This is a genomic window from Rhodococcoides fascians NBRC 12155 = LMG 3623 (genome assembly GCF_001894785.1).
GTDB classification, from domain to species: Bacteria; Actinomycetota; Actinomycetes; order Mycobacteriales; family Mycobacteriaceae; genus Rhodococcoides; species Rhodococcoides fascians.
In genome coordinates this window covers 21,863-41,065 of sequence record NZ_BCWW01000003.1, presented here as the reverse complement: position 1 = coordinate 41,065, position 19,203 = coordinate 21,863, and the positions used below count along the sequence as shown (strand labels likewise).

Here is a 19,203-nt window from a genome sequence, read left to right as displayed (position 1 = left end):
AAGTCACTGCGTGCCGACCTTTCTCGGCCAGATGCGGTGCACGGGCGCGATATCCGCCCCCGCCACACGTGCGTTGTCGGCTCGGCCGAATGTCATCGATTCCGTCAGATCGTCGAATTGTGCGTCGATCCTGTCGAGAATGTAGTTCTGCCGCACCGACCAGGGACGTTCGGTCCCTGATTTGGGTAGCTCGTTCAGGGAACGCGTGACGTATCCGGAGGCGAGGTCGACGACCGGACGAGAGTCGACGGCCTTGCCCTGCCGGTCCGGGATTGCATGGGTGTAGCCGTGAGACCGCATGTACACCAACAATTTTCCTACTGCCTGCGCCGTCATGTCGGCCTTGAGCGTCCACGATGCATTCGTGTACCCGATGGACCATGCAACGTTGGGTACGTCCTCGAGCATGTGACCCTTGTAGACGAACTTGTCGTGCACTTCGAGCCGCTCACCGTCCAGAGACAATTCGATACCCCCGAACGCCTGGAGCTTCAATCCGGTTGCGGTGACGATGATGTCGGCGGGGATCTCGTCACCGGATTCCAACCGGATCCCGTCGGCGGTGATCTCGGCTATCCGGTCGGTCACCACGGTCGCGCGGCCGGAGCGAATGGCCTTGAAGAGATCGCCGTCCGGCACGACGCACAGCCGCTGATCCCACGGGGCATACGTCGGCTTGAAGTGCTTGTCGACATCGTATCCACGCGGGAGCTGCGCCTTCGTCATTGCTCGGAACACCCTGCGGGCCGTCTTCGGGGCACGTCGACACAGCTGATACGAGCCGACCATCAACAGCGCATTGCGCCACCGCAGTGCAGTGTGCGCGAGGGAGTCCGGCAGCACACGCTGAGTGAGTGTGGTGAACGGATCGGTCATCGGCAGGGACGCAATGTACGTGGGTGAACGCTGCAGCATCGTCACCGACGCAGCATCGACCGCAAGCGAAGGCACCAAAGTGATTGCGGTCGCGCCACTTCCGATCACGACGACGCGCTTGCCGGTGTGGTCGAGATCTTCCGGCCACTGCTGGGGGTGCACCACCTGCCCGGTGAACTTCTCCATCCCGGGAAGGTCAGGGGTGTACCCACCCGAGTAGTCGAAGTAGCCGGTACACAAGAACACGAATCGACTTCGATACGTCCGCGGAACGCCGTCGGACAGCGTGTCGACGGTCCACAGGTCGGTCGACGAATCCCAGTTCGCCGCAACGACGGAGGTCGAGAAGTGCGTGTGCTCGTCTATGCCGTTGGTGTGAGCGGTATCGACGATGTAGTTGCGAATGTCTTCGCCATGGGCAAGCAGGGTGTTTCCCTGCCACGGCGTGTGCGGAAACGAGAACGTGAAGATGTCGCTGTCCGAACGAATTCCCGGGTACCGGAACAGGTCCCAGGTACCGCCTGCTCGCTCGCGCCCTTCGAGGATCGCGTAGCTGAGCTCCGGTGCCATCTCCTGCAGTCGATACGCGGCTCCGACTCCCGAGATTCCCGCACCGATGATGAGCACGTCCCTGAAGTTGTCGTGGGTCGAACCGTCGACCTCGGGCCAGGTATCTGCATTCATCGACGCGCCTCGCTGTCTCACCGAACACCATCGCCCGGACGCCGACCGAGCAGCGACACCGCGACTAACATCACATAATGTGCCATTGACTGGTGGCGGTGTCAATGGCAGCCTTGGTGACAACACAGACAGGAGCTGCCATGGACCGCACTCTCTTCGCTGGGTGTACACCCAACGCAACCGGAACCAGTAGCCGATGACTCCCGTGGCGGTCGGGGCTGCGGGAGTCATCGCGCTGATCCTGCTCACGTCGAGAGGGTCGGGACTGGACTTCGACCGGCGCTCGTTGTCGACGGCCTACTCAGCACGTGCGACGCGCGCACGCCGTCGAACGTGGTGGCCGCGTTCGACGAAGTAGTCACAGCACGCCGAGCAGCACAAATACGGCTACTCGTCGTAGTGACCCGAAACACCCGTGGTCGGACGTATGTTTCGGACCGTCGAGTTCGACTCATACTTACCGGCGTCGTCCGCGACGTCACCGCTCCGGTTTCCGGAGACGACCTACACGAAAGAGGGATACCGATGGCCGACTTCATCGACAAGGCTCAGCACAAGGCAGAAGAACTGGCCGGGACTGCGAAGGAGAAGGCCGGTGAGGCCACCGGTGACGACAGCCTTCGCGCCGAAGGGGCCACCGACCAGGCCAAGGCCAACACTCAGCAGGCTGCCGACAAGGTTTCCGACGCCGCCGAGAGCGTTGCCGACTCCGCGGCCGGCGCTACCAAGCAGGCCAAGCACGCGGCTGCAGACGTTGCCGACAAGGCAGCCGAGACCGCCGCAGACGTCAAGAGCGCCGTCCAGGACAAGGTCGAGAACGTCGACGTCGACGACGTGAAGGAGAAGGCCTCCCAGGTCGCCGACAAGGCAGCCGAGAAGGCCTCCGCCGTCGCCGACGACGTGAAGACCACGGTCCGCAACATCGACAGCGAGGATGTGGCCGAGGCCGCCAAGATCGGCACTCCGATCATCGCTGCCATTGCAGCCGCCGCCGGTGCCGTCGCATTCGTGCTGATCCGTCGCCGCAACCGTCGACGCAGCGCTGCACACTTGTTCGTTCCGTCGAAGCGCACCACCCGCAAGCTCGCCAAGAAGGCGCGTAAGCACAGCTTCTGAAGGTGATCACCCGAAAGCCCCGCCTCGTTTTCGGGCGGGGCTTTCGCTCGTTCTACAGCGGTTTCAGCGCCCGGCTGGGCACCCAGTGTGTGACGGTTTCGCTCCGGTCTCGCGACATCAGTTCGTAGGTGACGCGACCCAACCAATCGCCGTCGACGGTGATGGACCATTCGACCAGATCCCCCGGGACCACGCGTCGAACATCGAAGCCTTCCGGATTGAACTTCGACGCGTGATGTGGCGGTAGCGGGTAGAGGACGTTCAGATCGATCCACACCTTGAGTGGTGGTCTGAGCATCTTGAACGGACGCACGGCAGACGCGGGTCGAGGTTGAGCGCGTCGTGCCATCGTTCGATCATACGTTCGATTCGATCGCAGTCATACCTGTCCCCGCAACGAGAAACGGCCACCCGCACACGAGGTGCGGGTGGCCGTCTTCGATAAGAAGGAATCAGATGCCGAGCGATCCTGCCAGGAACGGCCAGGACTTGTGCAGGTCGTCCTGCCAGTAGCCCCAGGAGTGGTTGCCGACCGGACGGAAGTCGACAGTTGCCGGAATTCCCAGCTGGTCGAGACGCTTGGCCAGGTTGGACGTGCAGAAGTTGGTGGCCAGCTCGATGCCGCCGCCGACGATGACCTGGTTGGCGAGCGTCGCCGGGTCGTTCTTCAGGCGCGGGTTGGCGAAGGTGTCGTTCGGGATGCCGGGCAGTCCGCTGCCGGTGCTCATGTAGATCTGGGTGCCGCGCAGCTTCTCGGCGTTGAGTAGCGGATCGTTCTCGCGCCACACGGGGCCGTCGAGCGGGCCCCACATGTTCTCGACGTTTCCGCCGCCGTACGTCTCGACGACGAGCTTGACGAACTGCTGCCCGATCGGGTCCGAGGTCTGCGCGCAACCGCTGTATGCCGCGACACCGGTGAACTTGCCCGGGTACTTGATTGCGATGTTGAGAACCGACGTGCCCGTCATGGACAACGCTGCCAGCGACTGGCGACCGTTGGTGTCGAACTGGGCGTCGATCAGCGGAGGCAGTTCTTCACCGAGGAAGGTGCTCCACTTGTTGCTGCCGAGCTTCGGATCGTCCTGCAGCCAGTCGGTGTAGTAAGACCACTTGCCCTTCTGCGGAGTCACGATGTAGGCGTTCTTGTCCGACAGGAAGGCCTCGGCGTCGGTCTGCGACTGCCACGATGCGGCATCCTCGCCGCCACCTGCACCGTTGAGCAGGTACAGCACCGGACGCGACACGCTCTCGTCGGCGGGACGCTGCACCGTTACCGGAATGGTGCGGTTCATCGACGCGGAGTACACCTGGAGCTGAACCTGGCGGCCGTCGAGGGTGTTCACCGATTCGATTCGCGAGCCGTTGCTCGACTGAGTCGTTGCCGCGGGCAGTTCGTCCGCGGACGCGACGGGCGTCATCAGCGCGGTCGGAAGAATCGCCACTGCGAGGGCGACGGCCGCAGCCGAACCGAATCGCTGGAAGCCGTGTCGTCGAGATCGTGGCACGCTGTTTCACCTTTTCGTCGAGTTACACCGGTCGAGTTTCTACATCGGCCGAAGATGAGGTGACGTTACCTCGAGCAAACGTCCCGAGCGTTATGGACCGGACGAATCCGAGACGCGATCGTGATGCTCGCGCTCGGCCCTCGAACCGAGGACGAGACACACCAGGATGACGATCACCGCCACGACAACACCGACGGGAAGTGGCGAATACAGCCAGACAATGGGCGGCACATAGTCGTCGGATGTCCCATCCGTCCAACCGAACACCCGCGGCGGTACCGGTGCCGACACCGAGAACAGCGTCAGTGCGAACGGTACGAGCGGACCGATGGTCGACGCCACCGTGCGCGTCACTCGTGCCGATCCGACGAGCAATCCGACAGCGATGGGATGCAGCACGCAATAGCACACAGTCCCAACGGTATTGATCGAGTCGTCTCCGATGGGCAGTAGACCGGTGGCCGTCACAACGGTCAGCAGTGCACACGCGGCGGTGGTGAGATCGCGTCGCAGGCCCACTCCCACCGCTCCGACGAACAACACCGCGGCCACGACGAGTACCCACCACGACGCGTCGCCCCACCCGAGCGCATTGACTCCTGATGCCGCTATCGCCAAGCCCGACATCACGTATCGGCCGTCGAGGCCACCGAGGTCGAACGCAACACCGTATGCCACCAAGACGACGATGGCGACGGCGAACATCCACGTGGCCGCCGTCGACGTCGTATTGCCCAGATAGATGTAGACCACGAGACAGACGAATCCCAGCACGAGAGCGGCTACTGCGTCGGAGGTTTCGAGTCGGCCCACGGATGCCCGCCGGACGGCCACGAGCAGCACGACAGTGGTTGCGAGAAGGAGGAGTAGCGGGACCGTGGATTCCACCAGATACGGCCCCAGCCCGTCCATCCACCGACCCTCACGCGGTCCGCGTAGCCGGGAGATCGCGCTGTAGAACAACATCGAGCCCAGCAGTCCTCCTGCAAGGCCGCCCGACGGGAGCCTGCGTCCACCGGCGATGAATCCGCAGATGCCGACCAGAGCGCCGGCACCGAGCGCATTGGTCGTCACCGCTTGGTTGGCCGCGATCGGTACGAAGGACGGCAGCGCCACCAGCAGCGAGCCGAGAACGGTTGCTACGGCAGCCGATATCCGGGGGCGACGGCGATGGACCGCCACGAGCACGAGCACCGCCATCAAAACAGTGATAGAGCCAGCCCATTGCGCGGTGACGAACGCTCCGTACCACTTCCCCGTCGACTCGATGTGGAACACATCCTGGCCGAGGGATTCACGAATCGAATATCCGGCCACGAATCCGCCGATGGCCGTGACCACTACGGGCAAGACGCGATCCGCTGCAATCACGCGTTCAATGTAGAGGGCTTCCCAATCGACGGCCATGTGTGGTCTATTCGACGCGAACCCAACGTCAGGAGTGCGCCATGTTTCGTCGTATCGCCGTCACGGTTGCTGTCGTCGCAGGTGCCGCCGCACTCGGAGTCGGTACCGCCGACGCCGACGAATGGCCCGTCGCGCCGCCGTACCCGAGCCCGACTGCTCCGCAGGACGTCACCGGAGTGTTCCTCACTCCTCAGGACCCGGACTACTGGAATCCCTTCGTCAGCGAGAATCGACTGACCTCGCCCTACGGCAACAGCACTCGCATCGTGTGCACCGGATTCCATGGCGTACTGCTGGAGTGCTGGCAGGCCGACTCGAACGGCAACCCGCACAAGCTCATTCCGCTGAACATGAATTACCCGGGTTCGACGGGCCACTTGCTCCCCGGCGGCGGTCCACGGCACTTCGTCTACCCCGGTTACATCCCCGGCATCGGCTGACCCTGGTGCCCGACTAGGACTGCATCACACCAGTTCTCGATCGAGCTTGGCCAAGCGCGCTCGCACCACGAACAGCAGTCCCACCGCCATGGCCATGAAGGCACCCACCACCCAGAGGCCGGCTTTCGAGGTTCCGGTGGTGTCGAGCAGCCAACCCGTCATGTAGGGCGCTGCAAGTCCTGCCGATGCACCGATGGTGTTCACCAGTGCGATGCCCGCTGCGGCTCCAGCCCCGGTGAGGAAGGTAGTCGGCAAGTACCAGAAGATCGGCAGTGCGGAGAAGATACCCACTGCGGTGAGCGTGATGAACACCATCGTGAGGAACGGCGAGCTCATGTACATGGCGATCGGAACACTCACTGCAGCAAGGGCAGTCGGGGCAATGAGGTGCCACATCCGCTCTTTGCGGCGGTCGGATCGTCTGGACCACAGGATCATCGCAACCGAGGCGATAAAGAACGGCACCGCTACGATCATTCCGTTCTCGGCGATCGAGAAGGTGGTGTCGAACTGCTCGGCAAATCCGGCCACGATCGTCGGCAGGAAGAAGCTGATCGCGAACAACCCGTAGCCGATGCCGAAGTACGTCACGCCGAGTAGCCACACCGTCGGGTTACGCAGTGAATCACGAACGGACCCGTGGCCGGACTCGGCCTTCTCGGAGTGCTCGGAATTCATACGCGTGTCGAGCCAGGTGCGTTCATCTGCGCTGAGCCACTTCGCTTCACGCGGCCGGTCGGTGAGGTAGAACCATGCTGCGATGCCGAGCAGGATCGTGGGGATGCCTTCGACGAGGAACATCACTCGCCATCCCTCCAGGCCGAACAGCCCGTGCCAGTACTGGATGATCGCCGCGGAAATCGGTGCACCGAACGCGCTGGACAGTGGTAGCGCAACCATGAACACGCCTACGAGTCGGACTCGCACTGCCCTGGGGAACCAGAACGTCAGGTAAAGCATGATGCCGGGGAAGAAGCCGGCCTCGGCGATACCGAGCGCAACGCGGGCGATGTTCAGCCAGGTCGCGTTGGGTACAAATGCCATCAGCGCCGCAATAAGTCCCCAAGACACCAGGATTCGAGCAATCCAACGACGCGCACCGAACTTGTGCAGAGCCAGGTTGCTCGGCACTTCCAACAGGATGTATCCGACGAAGAACAAGCCGCTGGCGAGTCCGTACATTGTCTCGGTCAGGCCGAGATCCTCACTCATCGTCAACTTGGCGAACGAGATGTTCGTCCGGTCGATGTAGTTCAGGAAATAGGCGAGCCCGAGAAACGGAATCAGGCGCAGTGCGACTTTGCGCATCACGCGGTTGGCCATCTCGTTGTCCGGCGTCGCAGCGCCGGGCAGGTGGGTGCGTGACGTCATCTATCGCTCCAGTCTTCGATCCGAGACCCACCACATGAGGCGGGCTTACACACTGTGCTCCCGCAGTGACCTGAGTCACGACCGTTTACTGACGAACCTCGAGCTCCTAGTTTCCTCTCTTTGTCGAACGCACCGTATAGGGCCCCTTCGAGCCGAATTCACCACGCGTACGCTCGGCCCATGTCGAGAGACAGCGTCCAAGCTGTGGTCGACCGCTTCGCCGATGAGCTCGGCAGATCGGTCGTCGTCAACGACCCCGAAGTACGAATGCTGTTCGCCAGCCGCCACTTCGGCGATGAGGACCCCGTTCGGATCAGAGCTATTCTGAACCGCGATGCAGGCAGCGAGGCCATCGGTTTTCTGCTGTCCAGCGGCATCGGTCAATGGACCAAGCCCGGCAGGATCGACGGGTCCGAAGCGCTCGGTCTTCACGCCCGTGCAGGCGTGCCCATTCGCTGGCGCGGCGAGACACTGGGCATGATCCTTGTGATCGATGCCGAGAAAACTGTCACCGATGCCGATCTGGCTCGAATCGGTGAGGTGGCGAACGAGGTCGCCCCGTTGATGGTGGCAGACCGAATGCCACTCGATTCGGGTCGTTCCGAGGCCCTGGTGACTGCGGCACTCGGGCCTGAAAAGTCCGCGCGCGAGGGTGCCCTCGCGGAACTGGCTGTCATACCCGGAGGTGTACGCGTAGTCACCCTGGCCTTGCGGCAGGGTAAGGACAACGACCTGACTGCGATTGCGCTGCGGCATGCACTGGTCGCCGCTCGTTCCCGCAGTCGCGGCGATGCGCTGCACAGTGTGGACGGCGCCGCCGGGCATCTCGTGTACCTGGCGACTGCCGCACGCGACCTGGACACCGTCGTCGCCGAGGCCCGAACGATGGTGCGCGACGCAGCAGACGTGGCGGGCCGCGGCACGAGTGTCGAAGCCGGAATCGGGGCGCTCGTACCTGCGATGAACGAGGCGTGGTTGTCCGCACGGCAGGCCGGCCTCGCAGCCACAATCGCGCGCCGATTCGGTGAGGACTCGGTCGTCAGCTGGGAACGTGCCGGGGTCCTCGGCGTGCTGGCCAGGATCCCGACACAGGAATTCGACATCACCGCGGTTCCACAGGAACTACGCCGCCTCGCCGAGGTGGACCCGTCCGGCCGATTGCTCGATACGTTGCGGGCTTTCCTCGACCACGCTGGATCGGGCCCGGGAGCCGCGGAGGCCCTCTTCATTCACCGAACCACGTTGTACTACCGACTCGACCGCATCCGCGACGCGGTCGACATCGACCTCGACGACGGCACCGTTCGTCTGCACCTGCACCTCGGATTACGCGTCGCCGACGCCATGAGAGCCGAGGGATTCGATCCGTTCCCGCCCCTCACAGGGCGTTGAGCGACACGGCCGAATCACGAAGTTCCGCCGGCACTCCCTGCGGATAGAGGACCACTTTGCATGCGTCACCGGACAGCATCCCGATGGCCGTTTCCACATCTTCGAGTTCCATGCGGTGCGAGACCAGACGGGAAAGATCAACGCTTCCCGATGCCACGAGGCCGGCAAGTTCCGTCCACGAATCCCAGATCCGACGACCGAAACTGCCGCGCAGGGTCAGTCCCCGGCTGATCAACTGCCGTGTCGCGTTCAGTTCGAGAGGTCGGTTGGTCAACCCGACGCTCACGATGGTGCCCTCGCGGCGGACGACGTCGAACCCAGCCGCAAGCGCAGGGAGGGCTCCGGAACATTCGAGAACCAAGTCGACGCCTTGCGCCGCGCCGGTCCTTTCCCACACCCGCTCCACAAGGTGTTCACCCGACGCCACCAGCGATCCACCCAGTTCGACTGCCATTGCGGCGCGGTGCGAGTTCGGTTCGACCACAAGCACTTCGGCTCCCTTCGCGCGAGCAATCTGCAGCGCGGCCAGACCGACGGGCCCGGCACCACTGACCAGGACGTGCGCGCCGTCCAGGTTCAGCCCGCTCCGTTGCACAGCGTGCATCGCGCTCCCCGCAGGTTCGAGGAGAGCAGCCGTTTCGAGTGTCAGCTCGTCCGGTAGACGGAAACACGTCGACGCCGGGAGTACCACTCGCTCGGCGAATGCGCCGTCCATCGTCAGACCGAGAAGGTCCATCCGCAGGCAATTGTGGGCATTGCCGCGTGTGCACTGGTAGCAGGTCAAGCACCCGACATGAGTCTCGACAGCAACGCGATCTCCCACGCGCAATGTGGATACATCGGCGGCAACCTCGATCACGGTGCCTGCGCATTCGTGCCCCGTGACCACCGGCAACCGCAAGCCGAGGTCGCGGACTGCCGGACCGTACTCGTACGTCTCACGGTCGGTCCCGCACACCGACACTGCACCGACTTCGATGCGGACGTGTCCACGCTCCAGGTCTCGCTCGCGGTAGTCGTTCACCAGGTCGAAGCCCGGAGCAGGTTCGGTCTTGAGCACTGCGCGCACGTCAGCCCCTCATTCTGTGTCGATGTGCACCCAGTCTGTTGCGGCAGCCATCCCCGATCATCGAGCCGAGAGAGGGGAAACGAGTCCAGCTTTCCTCCCGCTGTCGCAACAGCGGCATTCGACAACGAGAGGAATTCGCCGCAAGTCCTCTCGTCCTGCGACGGTGCACCGCAACGTGGCGTACGACGACCATGACAGGGCGTGGGGACGTGATCCGCCTCATGCGACATGACGAGAGGACAGACGTGAGCGCACCGCACATCATCGGCTGGGCACATACCCGATTCGGGAAAAGCGAGAGCCCGGACGTCGAGTCGCTGATCGCCGAGGTGTCGGTCAGCGCTCTCGCCGACGCAGGACTCGACGCCGCGGACGTCGACATCATCACCGTCGGCGTGTTCAACAACGGCTTTTCCCGGCAGGGTTTCGAGGGCGCACTCGTCGGTGCCGGTCAGCCCGATCTGGCTCTCGTTCCTGCTGTGCACGTGGAGAATGCGTGCTCCACCGGCAGCGCCGCCCTCTACACGGGGCTCGACTATCTGCAGGCAGGGCGAGGCCGAGTCGCATTGATCGTGGGTGCCGAGAAGATGACGGCCACCTCGAACGACGCCATCAACGACATTCTCCTTTCTGGTTCTCATCGGGCAACCGAGGAGCACATGGGCAGCTTTGCTGGTGTATTCGCCTCTCTCGCCGATGAATACGCCGATCGCTACGGTGATCCGCGGGAGGCGATGTCCCGCATCGCAGCCAAGAACCACCGCAACGGTGTAGACAACCCCTACGCGCATCTACGACGCGATCTCGGGTTCGATTTCTGCGCGACACCGTCGGACAAGAACCCTGCTGTCGTGGGCAGGCTACTGCGTACCGACTGTTCCCTGGTGTCCGACGGTGCCGCCGCCATGGTCGTCGCGTTGCCGGAGGTTGCCAGCACTTCGCGCCGTTCGGTCCGAATTCTCGGTCGTCATCAAGCCAACGATCACCTCGCGTTGGCCCGACGCAATGACGTGCTTGCGTTCGACGGTGGTGCCCGCGCATTCCGCGGAGCCCTCGCCGCGGCTGGGGTCACCCTCGCGGACCTGGACCTGATCGAGACGCACGACTGCTTCACCATCGCGGAGCTTCTGCAGTACGAGGCATTCGGACTTGCCGAGCCCGGTAAGGGCGGCGAGGTACTGACCGAGGGCCGCACCGAGGCCGACGGGCTGCTGCCGGTCAATCGATCCGGCGGCCTGAAGGCGAAGGGGCATCCACTCGGGGCTACGGGCGTGTCCCAACACGTCATGGCGGCAATGCAATTGACCGGCGAGGCCGGAGACATGCAGTTGCCAAACGCGCATCGGGCCGCGGTCTTCAATATGGGCGGAGCAGCAGTCGCGAACTACGCCACCGTTCTGGAGGGAGTCCGATGAGCATGCCGAGACGTGCTGCGAATCTGGCAGAGATATTGAAGCAAACCGCTCGGCGCCTCCCCGGCAGTACCGCCGTCGTGCACGGCACCACGAGGTGGACCTGGCAGGATCTGGATCGACGTGTCGACGCATTGGCCGCAGATCTGCAGCGCCGTGACGTCCAGAGGGGCGATGTCGTCATGCTCGACAGCCCCAACCATCCCGAGTTCATCCAAGCGATGTTCGCAACGTGGCGCGTGGGTGCTGTTTTGGCACCGGTCAATTCGCGGCTGCATGATGACGACGTCGTGGTCATTGCAGGGGTGTGCAGGCCCAGTGTGATGATCGGACATGCGTCGACCGCCTCGCACGTCGATGCAGTCCAGGCCGCGCACGGTCTGCCCGCGGGAGTCCTGTGGATCGAGAGCGAGAATGCCGGCTCCGTCGCGGACATCGCGTCGTCGACGACGGTGCCCGAAACCCTGGCCACCTGGGAGGGAGATCCGGCCTGGTACTTCTTCACATCCGGCACCAGTGGCACCCCGAAGGCCGCAATTCTGACGCACGATCAGCTCGGTTTCGTCATCAACAATCACCTCGCAGATCTGATGCCGACCACCGACCGCCACGACGTATCACTCGTCGTCGCGCCGCTGTCCCACGGAGCAGGTGTGCACATGTTGCCACAGGTTGCACGCGGTGCCGCGACGGTTCTGCCTTCGTCGGCAAGCCTGGTTCCCGAAGACGTGTGGAGCCTGGTCGAATCGGAGCGAGTGACCAACATGTTCACCGTGCCGACGATTCTGAAGGTTCTCGTCGACGACGCTGCAGTGGACCGGCACGACCACTCTTCGCTCCAGCATGTGATTTACGCCGGCGCTCCGATGTACGCCCCGGATCAGCAGCGAGCGCGCGCGGTACTCGGCGAGGTCCTGGTTCAGTATTACGGCCTCGCCGAGGTGACCGGCAACATCACCGTCCTCCCCAGTGCCGAGCACGGACGGCCGATACCCGCCGGGCTCGCCGCGTCCACGTGCGGTTATCCGCGTACCGGCATGCTGGTCAGTGTCCAGGACGAAACCGGTCACGAGGTTCCGCCCGGCGACATCGGTGAACTGTGTGTCGCCGGACCCGCCGTCTTCGCCGGTTACCTCGACAACGACGACGCGAACGCAAAGGCATTCAGGGACGGTTGGTTTCGTACCGGCGACCTCGGCGTCATGGATACGGACGGGTTCGTCTACGTCACCGGCCGGTCGTCGGACATGTTCATCTCGGGTGGTTCCAACATTCACCCGCGCGACATCGAGGAGAAGATCCTCACCCATGACGCGATCGACGAGGTCGCGGTGCTCGGTGTACCGGACCCGAAGTGGGGTGAAGTCGGTGTTGCAGTGTGTGTTCGGAGCACCGACCGAACAGTGACGGCCGAGGAACTCACAGCCTGGCTCGGTGAGCGAATGGCTCGCTACAAGGTTCCGCGCTACATCCTGTTCCGCGACTCGCTGCCCAAGTCCGGTTACGGCAAAATCGTCAAGCGAACGATTCGTGACGAACTTGCCGAGCAGCAGTGGGGCCCGTACGCAAAGAACCTGGAGACGGCATCATGACCGCCTCCACGGTACTGAAACCGCTTGTGCACCCGGGTGAACAAGCGGTGCAACGACTCGAGTCCGTTACCACGGGGACCGCGGTCGAACGGTTGTCGCTGACTCCCGGCCGCCGCCTTGTCGACGCGATCGACGAGGCACTGACGCGCCTGGGTGCCGATTCGGCGCAGGTGGAACTACTCGGTGGACCATTGTCCCGCGTCTCCTATTGCATCCCCGCACTGTGCACCGACGGTTCCCGCGCAGCCTGGTACAGCGAGACGTTCGAGACCGCAGCGCCTGCCACCATCGTCGCGGGGAGTGCAACGGTAGGTCGCCGGGACGGCGAACGCTTCATGCATTGCCATGCAGCTTGGTTCGACGCGGACGGTGTCCTTCGCGGCGGTCATCTCTGGCCGGACACTATCGTCGGTGCCACTCCGGTGGAGGCAATTGTGCATGCTTTCGATTCGGTTGCTCTCACCAGCGGCGCGGACGACGAGACCGCAATGCCGGTGTTCACTCCGTCGCCGACAGCTGTGTCGCTCAGCAGTTCTCACCGTGCTGTCATGACGCGCGTCCGGCCAGGCGTCGAAATACACGACGCCATCCGACGCGTCATGATCGACGCGGGAATGCAGACCGCATCGGTCCGCGGCAGCCTGGGCAGCCTTGTCGGGGCCACGCTGATTCGCGGCGACGGCACCGCTGTCGCCGACGGGCCGGCAACGGAAGTGACTATCGCCGGCCACGCGAGCGTCGACGGTGACCGGCTCTCCGAGGCGCACGTGTCGGTCTGCGCCATCGATCGCCACGGGACTGTGCACACCGGCGAACTGGCCGAGCGCGGCAATCTCGTCGCGGTGACATTCGAGCTTCTGGTTGAGGAGATCTCGGGATGACCGGCCGACTCGAAGGCAAGGTTGCGCTGGTGTTCGGTGCCGGTTCGAGCGGCGCGGCGTTGAGCAACGGCCGCGCTGCTGCGCTTGCGTTCGCCCGCGAAGGTGCAACCGTTGCCGCAATCGACCGCAACCACGCCGAAGCCCAGTTGACCGCCGCGGAGATCACCGCCGCAGGAGGCAGCGCGGTGGCTTTGGTTGCCGATGTGACCGACGAGCAGCAAGTTCGATCGGTAGTGGCAGAGGCCATCGAGGCGCTGGGCCCACCGACCGTGTTGCACAACAACGTCGGCGCAGCGGGCGTCGGAGACATCACCGAACTCGATCTTGCACAGTGGAACAGATCGGTAGCCGTCAACATGACCGGAGTCTTCCTGACCTGCAAGCACGTCCTGCCTGCGATGCTCGCGCACGGCGGCGGCTCGATCGTCAATGTCTCTTCCACCGCCAGCATTCGCTACACCGGCTTCAACTACCCGAGTTACAGCGCAACGAAGGGGGCCGTCAATCAGCTGACCGTCGCACTGGCCCTGCAATATGCGACCCAGGGCGTCAGGGTCAACGCGGTTCTCCCCGGTCTGATCGACACTCCCTTGGTGACAGGCCAATTGGTGGACCCGAACGCTGCAGCCGAGGCAATGGCGGCTCGACATGCCAGCAGTCCGACCGGCCGGATGGGCTCACCGTGGGACGTCGCGAACGCCGCAGTGTTCCTCGCTTCGGACGAATCGGCCTACATCAATGGTGTCTGCTTGCCTGTCGACGGCGGATTGGCGGTGCGGGCACTGTGACCACCCCGAAGACAGGTGTTGTTGTGCCCCTCGGATCGAAGCGACCTGTTGTCGCACAGTCGACCTGGATTGCCCCGAACGCATCCGTCGTCGGCGCGGTGACACTCGAGGAGAACACGAGTGTTTGGTATGGAGCCTCGCTGCGCGCCGACGCCGAACCCATCACCATCGGCGCAGGAACCAATATTCAGGACAACTGTGTCATCCACACGGACCCTGGAATGCCGGTTCTTGTCGGCAACAGCGTGTCCGTCGGTCACGGTGCGATCCTTCACGGTTGCACCGTCGAGGACGGCGTCCTCGTCGGAATGGGTGCAGTGATCATGAACGGAGCCGTCGTCGGTGCCGGGTCGTTGATCGCCGCAGGGGCTGTGGTCACCGAGCACACCGTGATTCCAGCCGGGTCGTTGGTTGCGGGTGTTCCCGGCAAGATCCGGCGCATGCTCGATGCGGAGACTGTTGAGGCGAACGGCACCAATGCCCACCACTACGTCGAACTTGCTCGAGAACATCGGGCAGCTATCGAGGATCTCCGATGAATGCGCCGGCGACCACCGACATCGCAGCTCTCGTCGATGCCCTGCCCGCCGACATCGTCGTCGTGGACCCAGATATCGTGGCCGGGTATGCCCGGGATCAGTCCCAGTTCACCCACAGCGAGGTTCCGGCAGCGGTGCTCATGCCCCGCACCACCGCTGATGTCGTGGCCTGCATGGCGGCGGCAAGCAAGCATTCGATCGCAGTGATACCACGCGGTGCAGGGAGTGGACTGAGCGGCGGAGCCAACGCCTCTGCCCACTCGGTTGTGCTGAGTCTGCATCGGATGACCCGAATACGTGAACTGGACAGGGTCAACCGCCTCGCCGTCGTCGAACCGGGGGTCATCACTTCCGATCTGCGCACCACGGCATCGGAGGCCGGTCTGTTCTATCCGCCGGATCCAGGCAGCGTCACCTTCAGCACCATCGGCGGTAACGTCGCGACCAATGCGGGCGGAATGTGCTGCGTCAAGTACGGCGTCACCGGCGATTTTGTCCTCGGTCTCGAAGTGGTGCTGGCCGATGGGCGGGTCCTACGAACTGGCCGGCGCACCGTGAAAGGTGTTGCGGGATATGATCTGACGCATCTACTCATCGGCTCGGAAGGCACCCTCGGCATCATCACCGAAATCACCGTTCGGTTATTGCCTGCACCGCGTGCCCCGCACACCCTTGTCGCCGCCTTTCCCACTCTCGAAGGGGCAGGTTCGGCAGTATCGAAGATTGCCTCCGCAGGAATCACCCCATCGATGCTCGAAATCCTCGATCGCACCACGGTGAAGGCAGTCGACGAGATGACGAAGATGGGAATCGGCGACACCACCGCAGCGCTACTGCTGATTCAGAGCGACGACGCTGATGCCGAATCCGTTATGACCGTTCTGGAAACCATCTGTACCGAGTTCGGGGCCGAGGATGTGGTCGTCGGCTCCGATCCCGTGGAGGCGGCGATGCTGCTCGAAGCCCGTCGACTCGCACTCCCTGCGCTCGAACGTCTCGGCGACTGGTTACTGGACGATGTCGCTGTTCCCTGCTCTGCCATCACCGATCTGATCACCTCAGTGGAAGAGATTGCTGCCGAACACGATCTGACCATCGGCGTCTTCGGGCACGCGGGCGACGGCAACCTGCATCCGACCATCATCTACGACGCCGCCGATCCGGCCAGTAGCGCCGCAGCGGTGTCCGCGTTCGATGCGATCACCCGTCGCGCCCTCGCACTCGGCGGAACCATCACCGGTGAGCACGGTGTGGGCAGGCTGAAGAGCAGGTGGCTGACTGTCGAGCACGATGAAGTGTCGATTTCGGTGCAACGGGCGTTGAAAGAGTCTCTCGACCCGGCCGGAATCCTGAACCCAGGTGCCGTACTTTCGGCGGGGCATCCCGTCGACACCGGCAACTGATCTGAGTGTCCACAATTCGCCCTCGAAAGCGGGATTCCGTACGAGGGTGAAAATAGTGGGCGCTCAGGTCAGTTGTACGGTTTGCGCGCCGTTTCCGGGTCGCCGTAGGTGATTGCCCGTTCACGTCGTGTTCCGCTGAGAAGTGTTGCGCCCCAGTTGATCAGCGTCCCGGCTCGGTTGCGTTTACCGGCCAGGAATGCGATGTGGATGACGCCCCACGACAACCAGCCCAGGAATCCCGACATCTTCAGCGGCCCGGCCTGCACCAGTGCGTGTCCGCGGGCGATGTAGGCGGCAGTGCCCAGGTCTCGATACTTGAAATCCGAACGCGAAGAACCGGATACATCTGCTGCGATTGCTGCGCCCGCTGCCCGTCCACCCTGCATCGCCACTTCGGCGACACCGGCGAGACCGTTCAATGCCATGATGTCGCCGACGACGAACACGTTGCGGTGACCCGGCACGGACAGGTCGGGCTGCACAGCGATCCGTCCGGACCTGTCCTGCTCGACGCCCAGGGCGTCGGCCAGGTGCTTCACGAACGGAACCGCTTCGACGCCTGCGGTCCACAGCACGGTGCGAGTGTCGTGGCGTGTGACGGTCTTCGGTTCGGCCTTGGCCGTCACCTCGACGTCGGTGGCCGTGACGTCGGTGACGTGAACGCCGAGATGCGTTTCGACTCCGACCGTGTCGAGGGTGCGCTGAGCCTTCTTCGTCAGGGAGTCGGGGAACGATTCGAGCACTCGGTCACCGCCGTGGAACAGCAGAACGCGCGCTTCCGACGGGTGGATCGAATCGAACTCCTTCGCCAGCGCCCGGGTGGCGAGTTCCCTTATCTGCCCGGCCAATTCGACTCCGGTGGGCCCTCCACCGGCGACGGCGAAGGTGAGCCAGGGGCGACGCTCTTCGGGGGTGGGCAGGGACTCGGCCATCTCGAATGCCGAGATCAGTTTTCGCCTGATCGCCAAGGCGTCGTCGAGGGTCTTCATGCCCGGTGCCCACTGCACGTATTCGTCGTGGCCGTGATACGCCTGCTGCATTCCGACGGCAACCACGAGATAGTCGTACGGCAACTCGAACGTCGACCCGTCGAAGCGGCTCGCCGTCACCACTCCGCCATCGCCCACGGTTGTCACCGAGGTCGCTTCACCGAGCGCCACCTTCACGTTCTTCTGCTTGCGCAACAGGTGCCGCAACGGGCTGGCGATCGAGCCCTCGGAGAGGAGGCCGGTTGCGCACTGGTAGAGCAGCGGCTGAAAGACGTGAGAGGTGCCTCGTTCGAGAACGGTGATGTCGACATCCGAACCGTGCAGCCGGCGGGTTGCATACAACCCGCCGAAGCCGCCGCCGAGGACCAGGACCCGTGGACGTGACATCGTCGATACTCTCCCTCGATCCGACCCGCAGAACACAATTCCTCGCGCGTCACAGCGTACTCGAGGGCAACGGCGTGCAGCCGTCCCCCGCCGGGCCGCGCCCCGGTCTGGGGTGCGGCCCGGCAACGTACCGACAACGGATCAGCCGAGCATCCGCTGCATCGTGTCGATTTCCTGCTGTTGCGTGGCCACGATCGTGCGGGCCATCTCCTGCGCGTCGGGGTTCGAGCCGTCCGCAATCTCGTTGTTCGCCATCTCGATCGCGCCCTCGTGATGCTCGATCATCATCGTCAGCCACTGACGGTCGAACTCCGGGCCCGACAGACCGGTCAGGGCGTCCATGTCCTGCTGGGACATCATGCCCATACCCGAGCTGTGGTCCATTCCGCTCATCTCACCCATGTCCGACGGGGGTGCGGGCTGACCCCATTCGGCGAGCCAGGCCGTCATCCGGTCCATTTCCGGTTGCTGCGCGGCTTGGATCGCCGACGCCAGTGCCACGACGTCCGGATTGTCGGTGCGACCTTGGACCATGTCAGCCATGTCGACCGCCTGCGCGTGGTGCGGGTACATCATCCGCGCGAACATGACGTCGGCGTCGTTGAACTCCGCCGATGCCGATGCCGATGCCGATGCCGATGCCGAATCCTGAACGGAAGCCGATGAGGTAGTCGTCGTCGACGAATCCGACGTGGTGTCGCTACTGCAGCCAGCGACGAGGAATGCGCTCACGGTGGCGGCAGCCAGCGAAGCGACGAGTGTTGTACGCATGTGAATCTCCTTGAACAAGTGTGCAAAACAGGGCTCTAGGTATGCCGATCCGCCGGTGGTCGTGCGTCCACCGGGCCGCCTGTCACACTCGCAAGGTCACCGATCTGTCCAACTCCCACAGAGTCCACGGCGGCGCACGCTCCGATATGGAATGGACGCGCCCACCGATCCCGTCCTCCGGGATGACCGAGTGGACGCCATCGACGCTCGTCACCGGGACCGACAGCGCAGCCCACGACACGGTGGTTCCCGCGCACGGATGCATCATCTGATGTGCCGACGGGCAGTCGTGCTCACCGACTGCCACCTGAACCGGGTCCTCGTGGTGGGTCGCCGACGCCATGGCCGCATGCTCGCTTTGTGCCGACGTGGTCGGTGTCACCGAATGCATCAGCAGTACCCCGAGGATCGTCAGCGCGATCAGCAATCCGGTCGCCGAGGCAAAGCCCGGACGACGGCGTCGGATCACTGAATACATGTCACCGACGATAGCAAGACATACCCCCCAGGGGTAGCGGTCAGGGCATTCCGGCTCGAGCCGAGGGACTTCCGACTCTGTCTGCGCTCCAGCGAACCGGCCA

Annotated in this window: 18 protein-coding genes; 9 read left to right on the top strand and 9 right to left on the bottom strand. The window is 63.8% G+C overall.

Annotated features, from left to right (window positions below; genetic code table 11):
* Positions 1-3 precede the first annotated feature (3 nt).
* Positions 4-1,560 (bottom strand): flavin-containing monooxygenase, encoded by a 1,557-nt coding sequence (locus RFA01S_RS08025; protein ID WP_052060426.1) that lies wholly within the window; start codon positions 1,558-1,560, stop codon positions 4-6.
* A gap of 525 nt (positions 1,561-2,085) precedes the next feature.
* Here RFA01S_RS08025 and RFA01S_RS28505 point away from each other — a divergent pair.
* Positions 2,086-2,676: a CsbD family protein gene (locus RFA01S_RS28505; RefSeq protein WP_072692050.1), complete on the top strand. Its 591-nt coding sequence runs from the start codon at positions 2,086-2,088 to the stop codon at positions 2,674-2,676.
* Between the two features lie 52 nt (positions 2,677-2,728).
* Here the strand turns inward: RFA01S_RS28505 and RFA01S_RS08015 are convergent, their stop codons facing one another.
* The 3 genes from RFA01S_RS08015 to RFA01S_RS08005 form a co-directional block, all read right to left on the bottom strand.
* Complete coding sequence (locus tag RFA01S_RS08015) at positions 2,729-3,025, bottom strand: hypothetical protein (RefSeq protein ID WP_027495602.1); 297 nt, start codon at positions 3,023-3,025, stop codon at positions 2,729-2,731.
* A gap of 103 nt (positions 3,026-3,128) precedes the next feature.
* Positions 3,129-4,094, bottom strand: coding sequence for an alpha/beta hydrolase (locus RFA01S_RS08010; protein ID WP_205914390.1), 966 nt, complete (start codon positions 4,092-4,094; stop codon positions 3,129-3,131).
* Between the two features lie 177 nt (positions 4,095-4,271).
* Positions 4,272-5,552 (bottom strand): hypothetical protein, encoded by a 1,281-nt coding sequence (locus RFA01S_RS08005; protein WP_139278417.1) that lies wholly within the window; start codon positions 5,550-5,552, stop codon positions 4,272-4,274.
* Positions 5,553-5,629: 77 nt separating this feature from the next.
* Here RFA01S_RS08005 and RFA01S_RS08000 point away from each other — a divergent pair, with 77 nt between their 5' ends.
* Complete coding sequence (locus tag RFA01S_RS08000) at positions 5,630-6,028, top strand: hypothetical protein (protein ID WP_032406266.1); 399 nt, start codon at positions 5,630-5,632, stop codon at positions 6,026-6,028.
* A 24-nt stretch (positions 6,029-6,052) separates the two neighbouring features.
* Here the strand turns inward: RFA01S_RS08000 and RFA01S_RS07995 are convergent, their stop codons facing one another.
* A complete protein-coding gene (locus tag RFA01S_RS07995; protein ID WP_032406173.1) occupies positions 6,053-7,399 on the bottom strand; it encodes an MFS transporter in 1,347 nt (448 codons plus the stop codon).
* Between the two features lie 180 nt (positions 7,400-7,579).
* Between RFA01S_RS07995 and RFA01S_RS07990 the strand changes: the two genes are divergently transcribed.
* Positions 7,580-8,791: a PucR family transcriptional regulator gene (locus RFA01S_RS07990; RefSeq protein ID WP_032406172.1), complete on the top strand. Its 1,212-nt coding sequence runs from the start codon at positions 7,580-7,582 to the stop codon at positions 8,789-8,791.
* On the opposite strand, the gene RFA01S_RS07985 is transcribed toward RFA01S_RS07990, so the two are convergent.
* Positions 8,778-9,860: a zinc-dependent alcohol dehydrogenase gene (locus RFA01S_RS07985; RefSeq protein ID WP_032406171.1), complete on the bottom strand. Its 1,083-nt coding sequence runs from the start codon at positions 9,858-9,860 to the stop codon at positions 8,778-8,780. The two genes, RFA01S_RS07990 and RFA01S_RS07985, sit on opposite strands and share 14 nt — an antisense overlap.
* Positions 9,861-10,105: 245 nt before the next feature.
* On the opposite strand from RFA01S_RS07985, the gene RFA01S_RS07980 reads away from it, so the two are divergent.
* Genes RFA01S_RS07980 through RFA01S_RS07955 form a run of 6 tightly spaced genes read left to right on the top strand, consistent with a single transcriptional unit; the run spans position 10,106 to position 16,475 of the window.
* Positions 10,106-11,275: a thiolase domain-containing protein gene (locus RFA01S_RS07980; RefSeq protein ID WP_032406265.1), complete on the top strand. Its 1,170-nt coding sequence runs from the start codon at positions 10,106-10,108 to the stop codon at positions 11,273-11,275.
* Positions 11,276-11,277: 2 nt separating this feature from the next.
* The gene (locus tag RFA01S_RS07975; RefSeq protein WP_081371305.1) at positions 11,278-12,864 is read left to right on the top strand and encodes an AMP-binding protein; all 1,587 of its coding nucleotides are present in this window, start codon (positions 11,278-11,280) and stop codon (positions 12,862-12,864) included.
* The gene (locus RFA01S_RS07970) at positions 12,861-13,745 is read left to right on the top strand and encodes a PCC domain-containing protein (RefSeq protein WP_027495593.1); all 885 of its coding nucleotides are present in this window, start codon (positions 12,861-12,863) and stop codon (positions 13,743-13,745) included. Before RFA01S_RS07975 ends, RFA01S_RS07970 begins: the two co-directional genes overlap by 4 nt.
* Entirely contained in the window at positions 13,742-14,533 is a 792-nt protein-coding gene (locus RFA01S_RS07965; protein ID WP_027495592.1) for an SDR family NAD(P)-dependent oxidoreductase, read from the top strand. Before RFA01S_RS07970 ends, RFA01S_RS07965 begins: the two co-directional genes overlap by 4 nt.
* Before the next feature lie 23 nt (positions 14,534-14,556).
* Positions 14,557-15,072, top strand: coding sequence for a gamma carbonic anhydrase family protein (locus RFA01S_RS07960; RefSeq protein ID WP_027495591.1), 516 nt, complete (start codon positions 14,557-14,559; stop codon positions 15,070-15,072).
* A complete protein-coding gene (locus RFA01S_RS07955) occupies positions 15,069-16,475 on the top strand; it encodes an FAD-binding oxidoreductase (protein WP_032406169.1) in 1,407 nt (468 codons plus the stop codon). The genes RFA01S_RS07960 and RFA01S_RS07955 overlap by 4 nt, the downstream gene beginning before the upstream one ends.
* 68 nt (positions 16,476-16,543) lie before the next feature.
* Here RFA01S_RS07955 and RFA01S_RS07950 read toward each other — a convergent pair whose 3' ends face one another.
* The 3 genes from RFA01S_RS07950 to RFA01S_RS07940 form a co-directional block, all read right to left on the bottom strand.
* Complete coding sequence (locus RFA01S_RS07950) at positions 16,544-17,851, bottom strand: NAD(P)/FAD-dependent oxidoreductase (protein ID WP_032406168.1); 1,308 nt, start codon at positions 17,849-17,851, stop codon at positions 16,544-16,546.
* Positions 17,852-17,992: 141 nt separating this feature from the next.
* A complete protein-coding gene (locus RFA01S_RS07945; protein ID WP_032406263.1) occupies positions 17,993-18,622 on the bottom strand; it encodes a DUF305 domain-containing protein in 630 nt (209 codons plus the stop codon).
* 82 nt (positions 18,623-18,704) lie between these two features.
* On the bottom strand, positions 18,705-19,100 hold the full coding sequence (locus RFA01S_RS07940) for a DUF6153 family protein (protein WP_032406167.1): 396 nt from the start codon (positions 19,098-19,100) through the stop codon (positions 18,705-18,707).
* Positions 19,101-19,203: the final 103 nt, after the last annotated feature.

Excerpts from the sequence above, each read along its gene's own strand:
- RFA01S_RS08025 (WP_052060426.1), bottom strand. The coding sequence starts at position 1,560 with ATGAATGCAGATACCTGGCCCGAGGTCGACGGTTCGACCCACGACAAC.
- RFA01S_RS28505 (WP_072692050.1), top strand. The coding sequence starts at position 2,086 with ATGGCCGACTTCATCGACAAGGCTCAGCACAAGGCAGAAGAACTGGCC.
- RFA01S_RS08015 (WP_027495602.1), bottom strand. The coding sequence starts at position 3,025 with ATGGCACGACGCGCTCAACCTCGACCCGCGTCTGCCGTGCGTCCGTTC.
- RFA01S_RS08010 (WP_205914390.1), bottom strand. The coding sequence starts at position 4,094 with ATGACGCCCGTCGCGTCCGCGGACGAACTGCCCGCGGCAACGACTCAG.
- RFA01S_RS08000 (WP_032406266.1), top strand. The coding sequence starts at position 5,630 with ATGTTTCGTCGTATCGCCGTCACGGTTGCTGTCGTCGCAGGTGCCGCC.
- RFA01S_RS07995 (WP_032406173.1), bottom strand. The coding sequence starts at position 7,399 with ATGACGTCACGCACCCACCTGCCCGGCGCTGCGACGCCGGACAACGAG.
- RFA01S_RS07990 (WP_032406172.1), top strand. The coding sequence starts at position 7,580 with ATGTCGAGAGACAGCGTCCAAGCTGTGGTCGACCGCTTCGCCGATGAG.
- RFA01S_RS07975 (WP_081371305.1), top strand. The coding sequence starts at position 11,278 with ATGCCGAGACGTGCTGCGAATCTGGCAGAGATATTGAAGCAAACCGCT.
- RFA01S_RS07970 (WP_027495593.1), top strand. The coding sequence starts at position 12,861 with ATGACCGCCTCCACGGTACTGAAACCGCTTGTGCACCCGGGTGAACAA.
- RFA01S_RS07965 (WP_027495592.1), top strand. The coding sequence starts at position 13,742 with ATGACCGGCCGACTCGAAGGCAAGGTTGCGCTGGTGTTCGGTGCCGGT.
- RFA01S_RS07955 (WP_032406169.1), top strand. The coding sequence starts at position 15,069 with ATGAATGCGCCGGCGACCACCGACATCGCAGCTCTCGTCGATGCCCTG.
- RFA01S_RS07950 (WP_032406168.1), bottom strand. The coding sequence starts at position 17,851 with ATGTCACGTCCACGGGTCCTGGTCCTCGGCGGCGGCTTCGGCGGGTTG.
- RFA01S_RS07945 (WP_032406263.1), bottom strand. The coding sequence starts at position 18,622 with ATGCGTACAACACTCGTCGCTTCGCTGGCTGCCGCCACCGTGAGCGCA.
- RFA01S_RS07940 (WP_032406167.1), bottom strand. The coding sequence starts at position 19,100 with ATGTATTCAGTGATCCGACGCCGTCGTCCGGGCTTTGCCTCGGCGACC.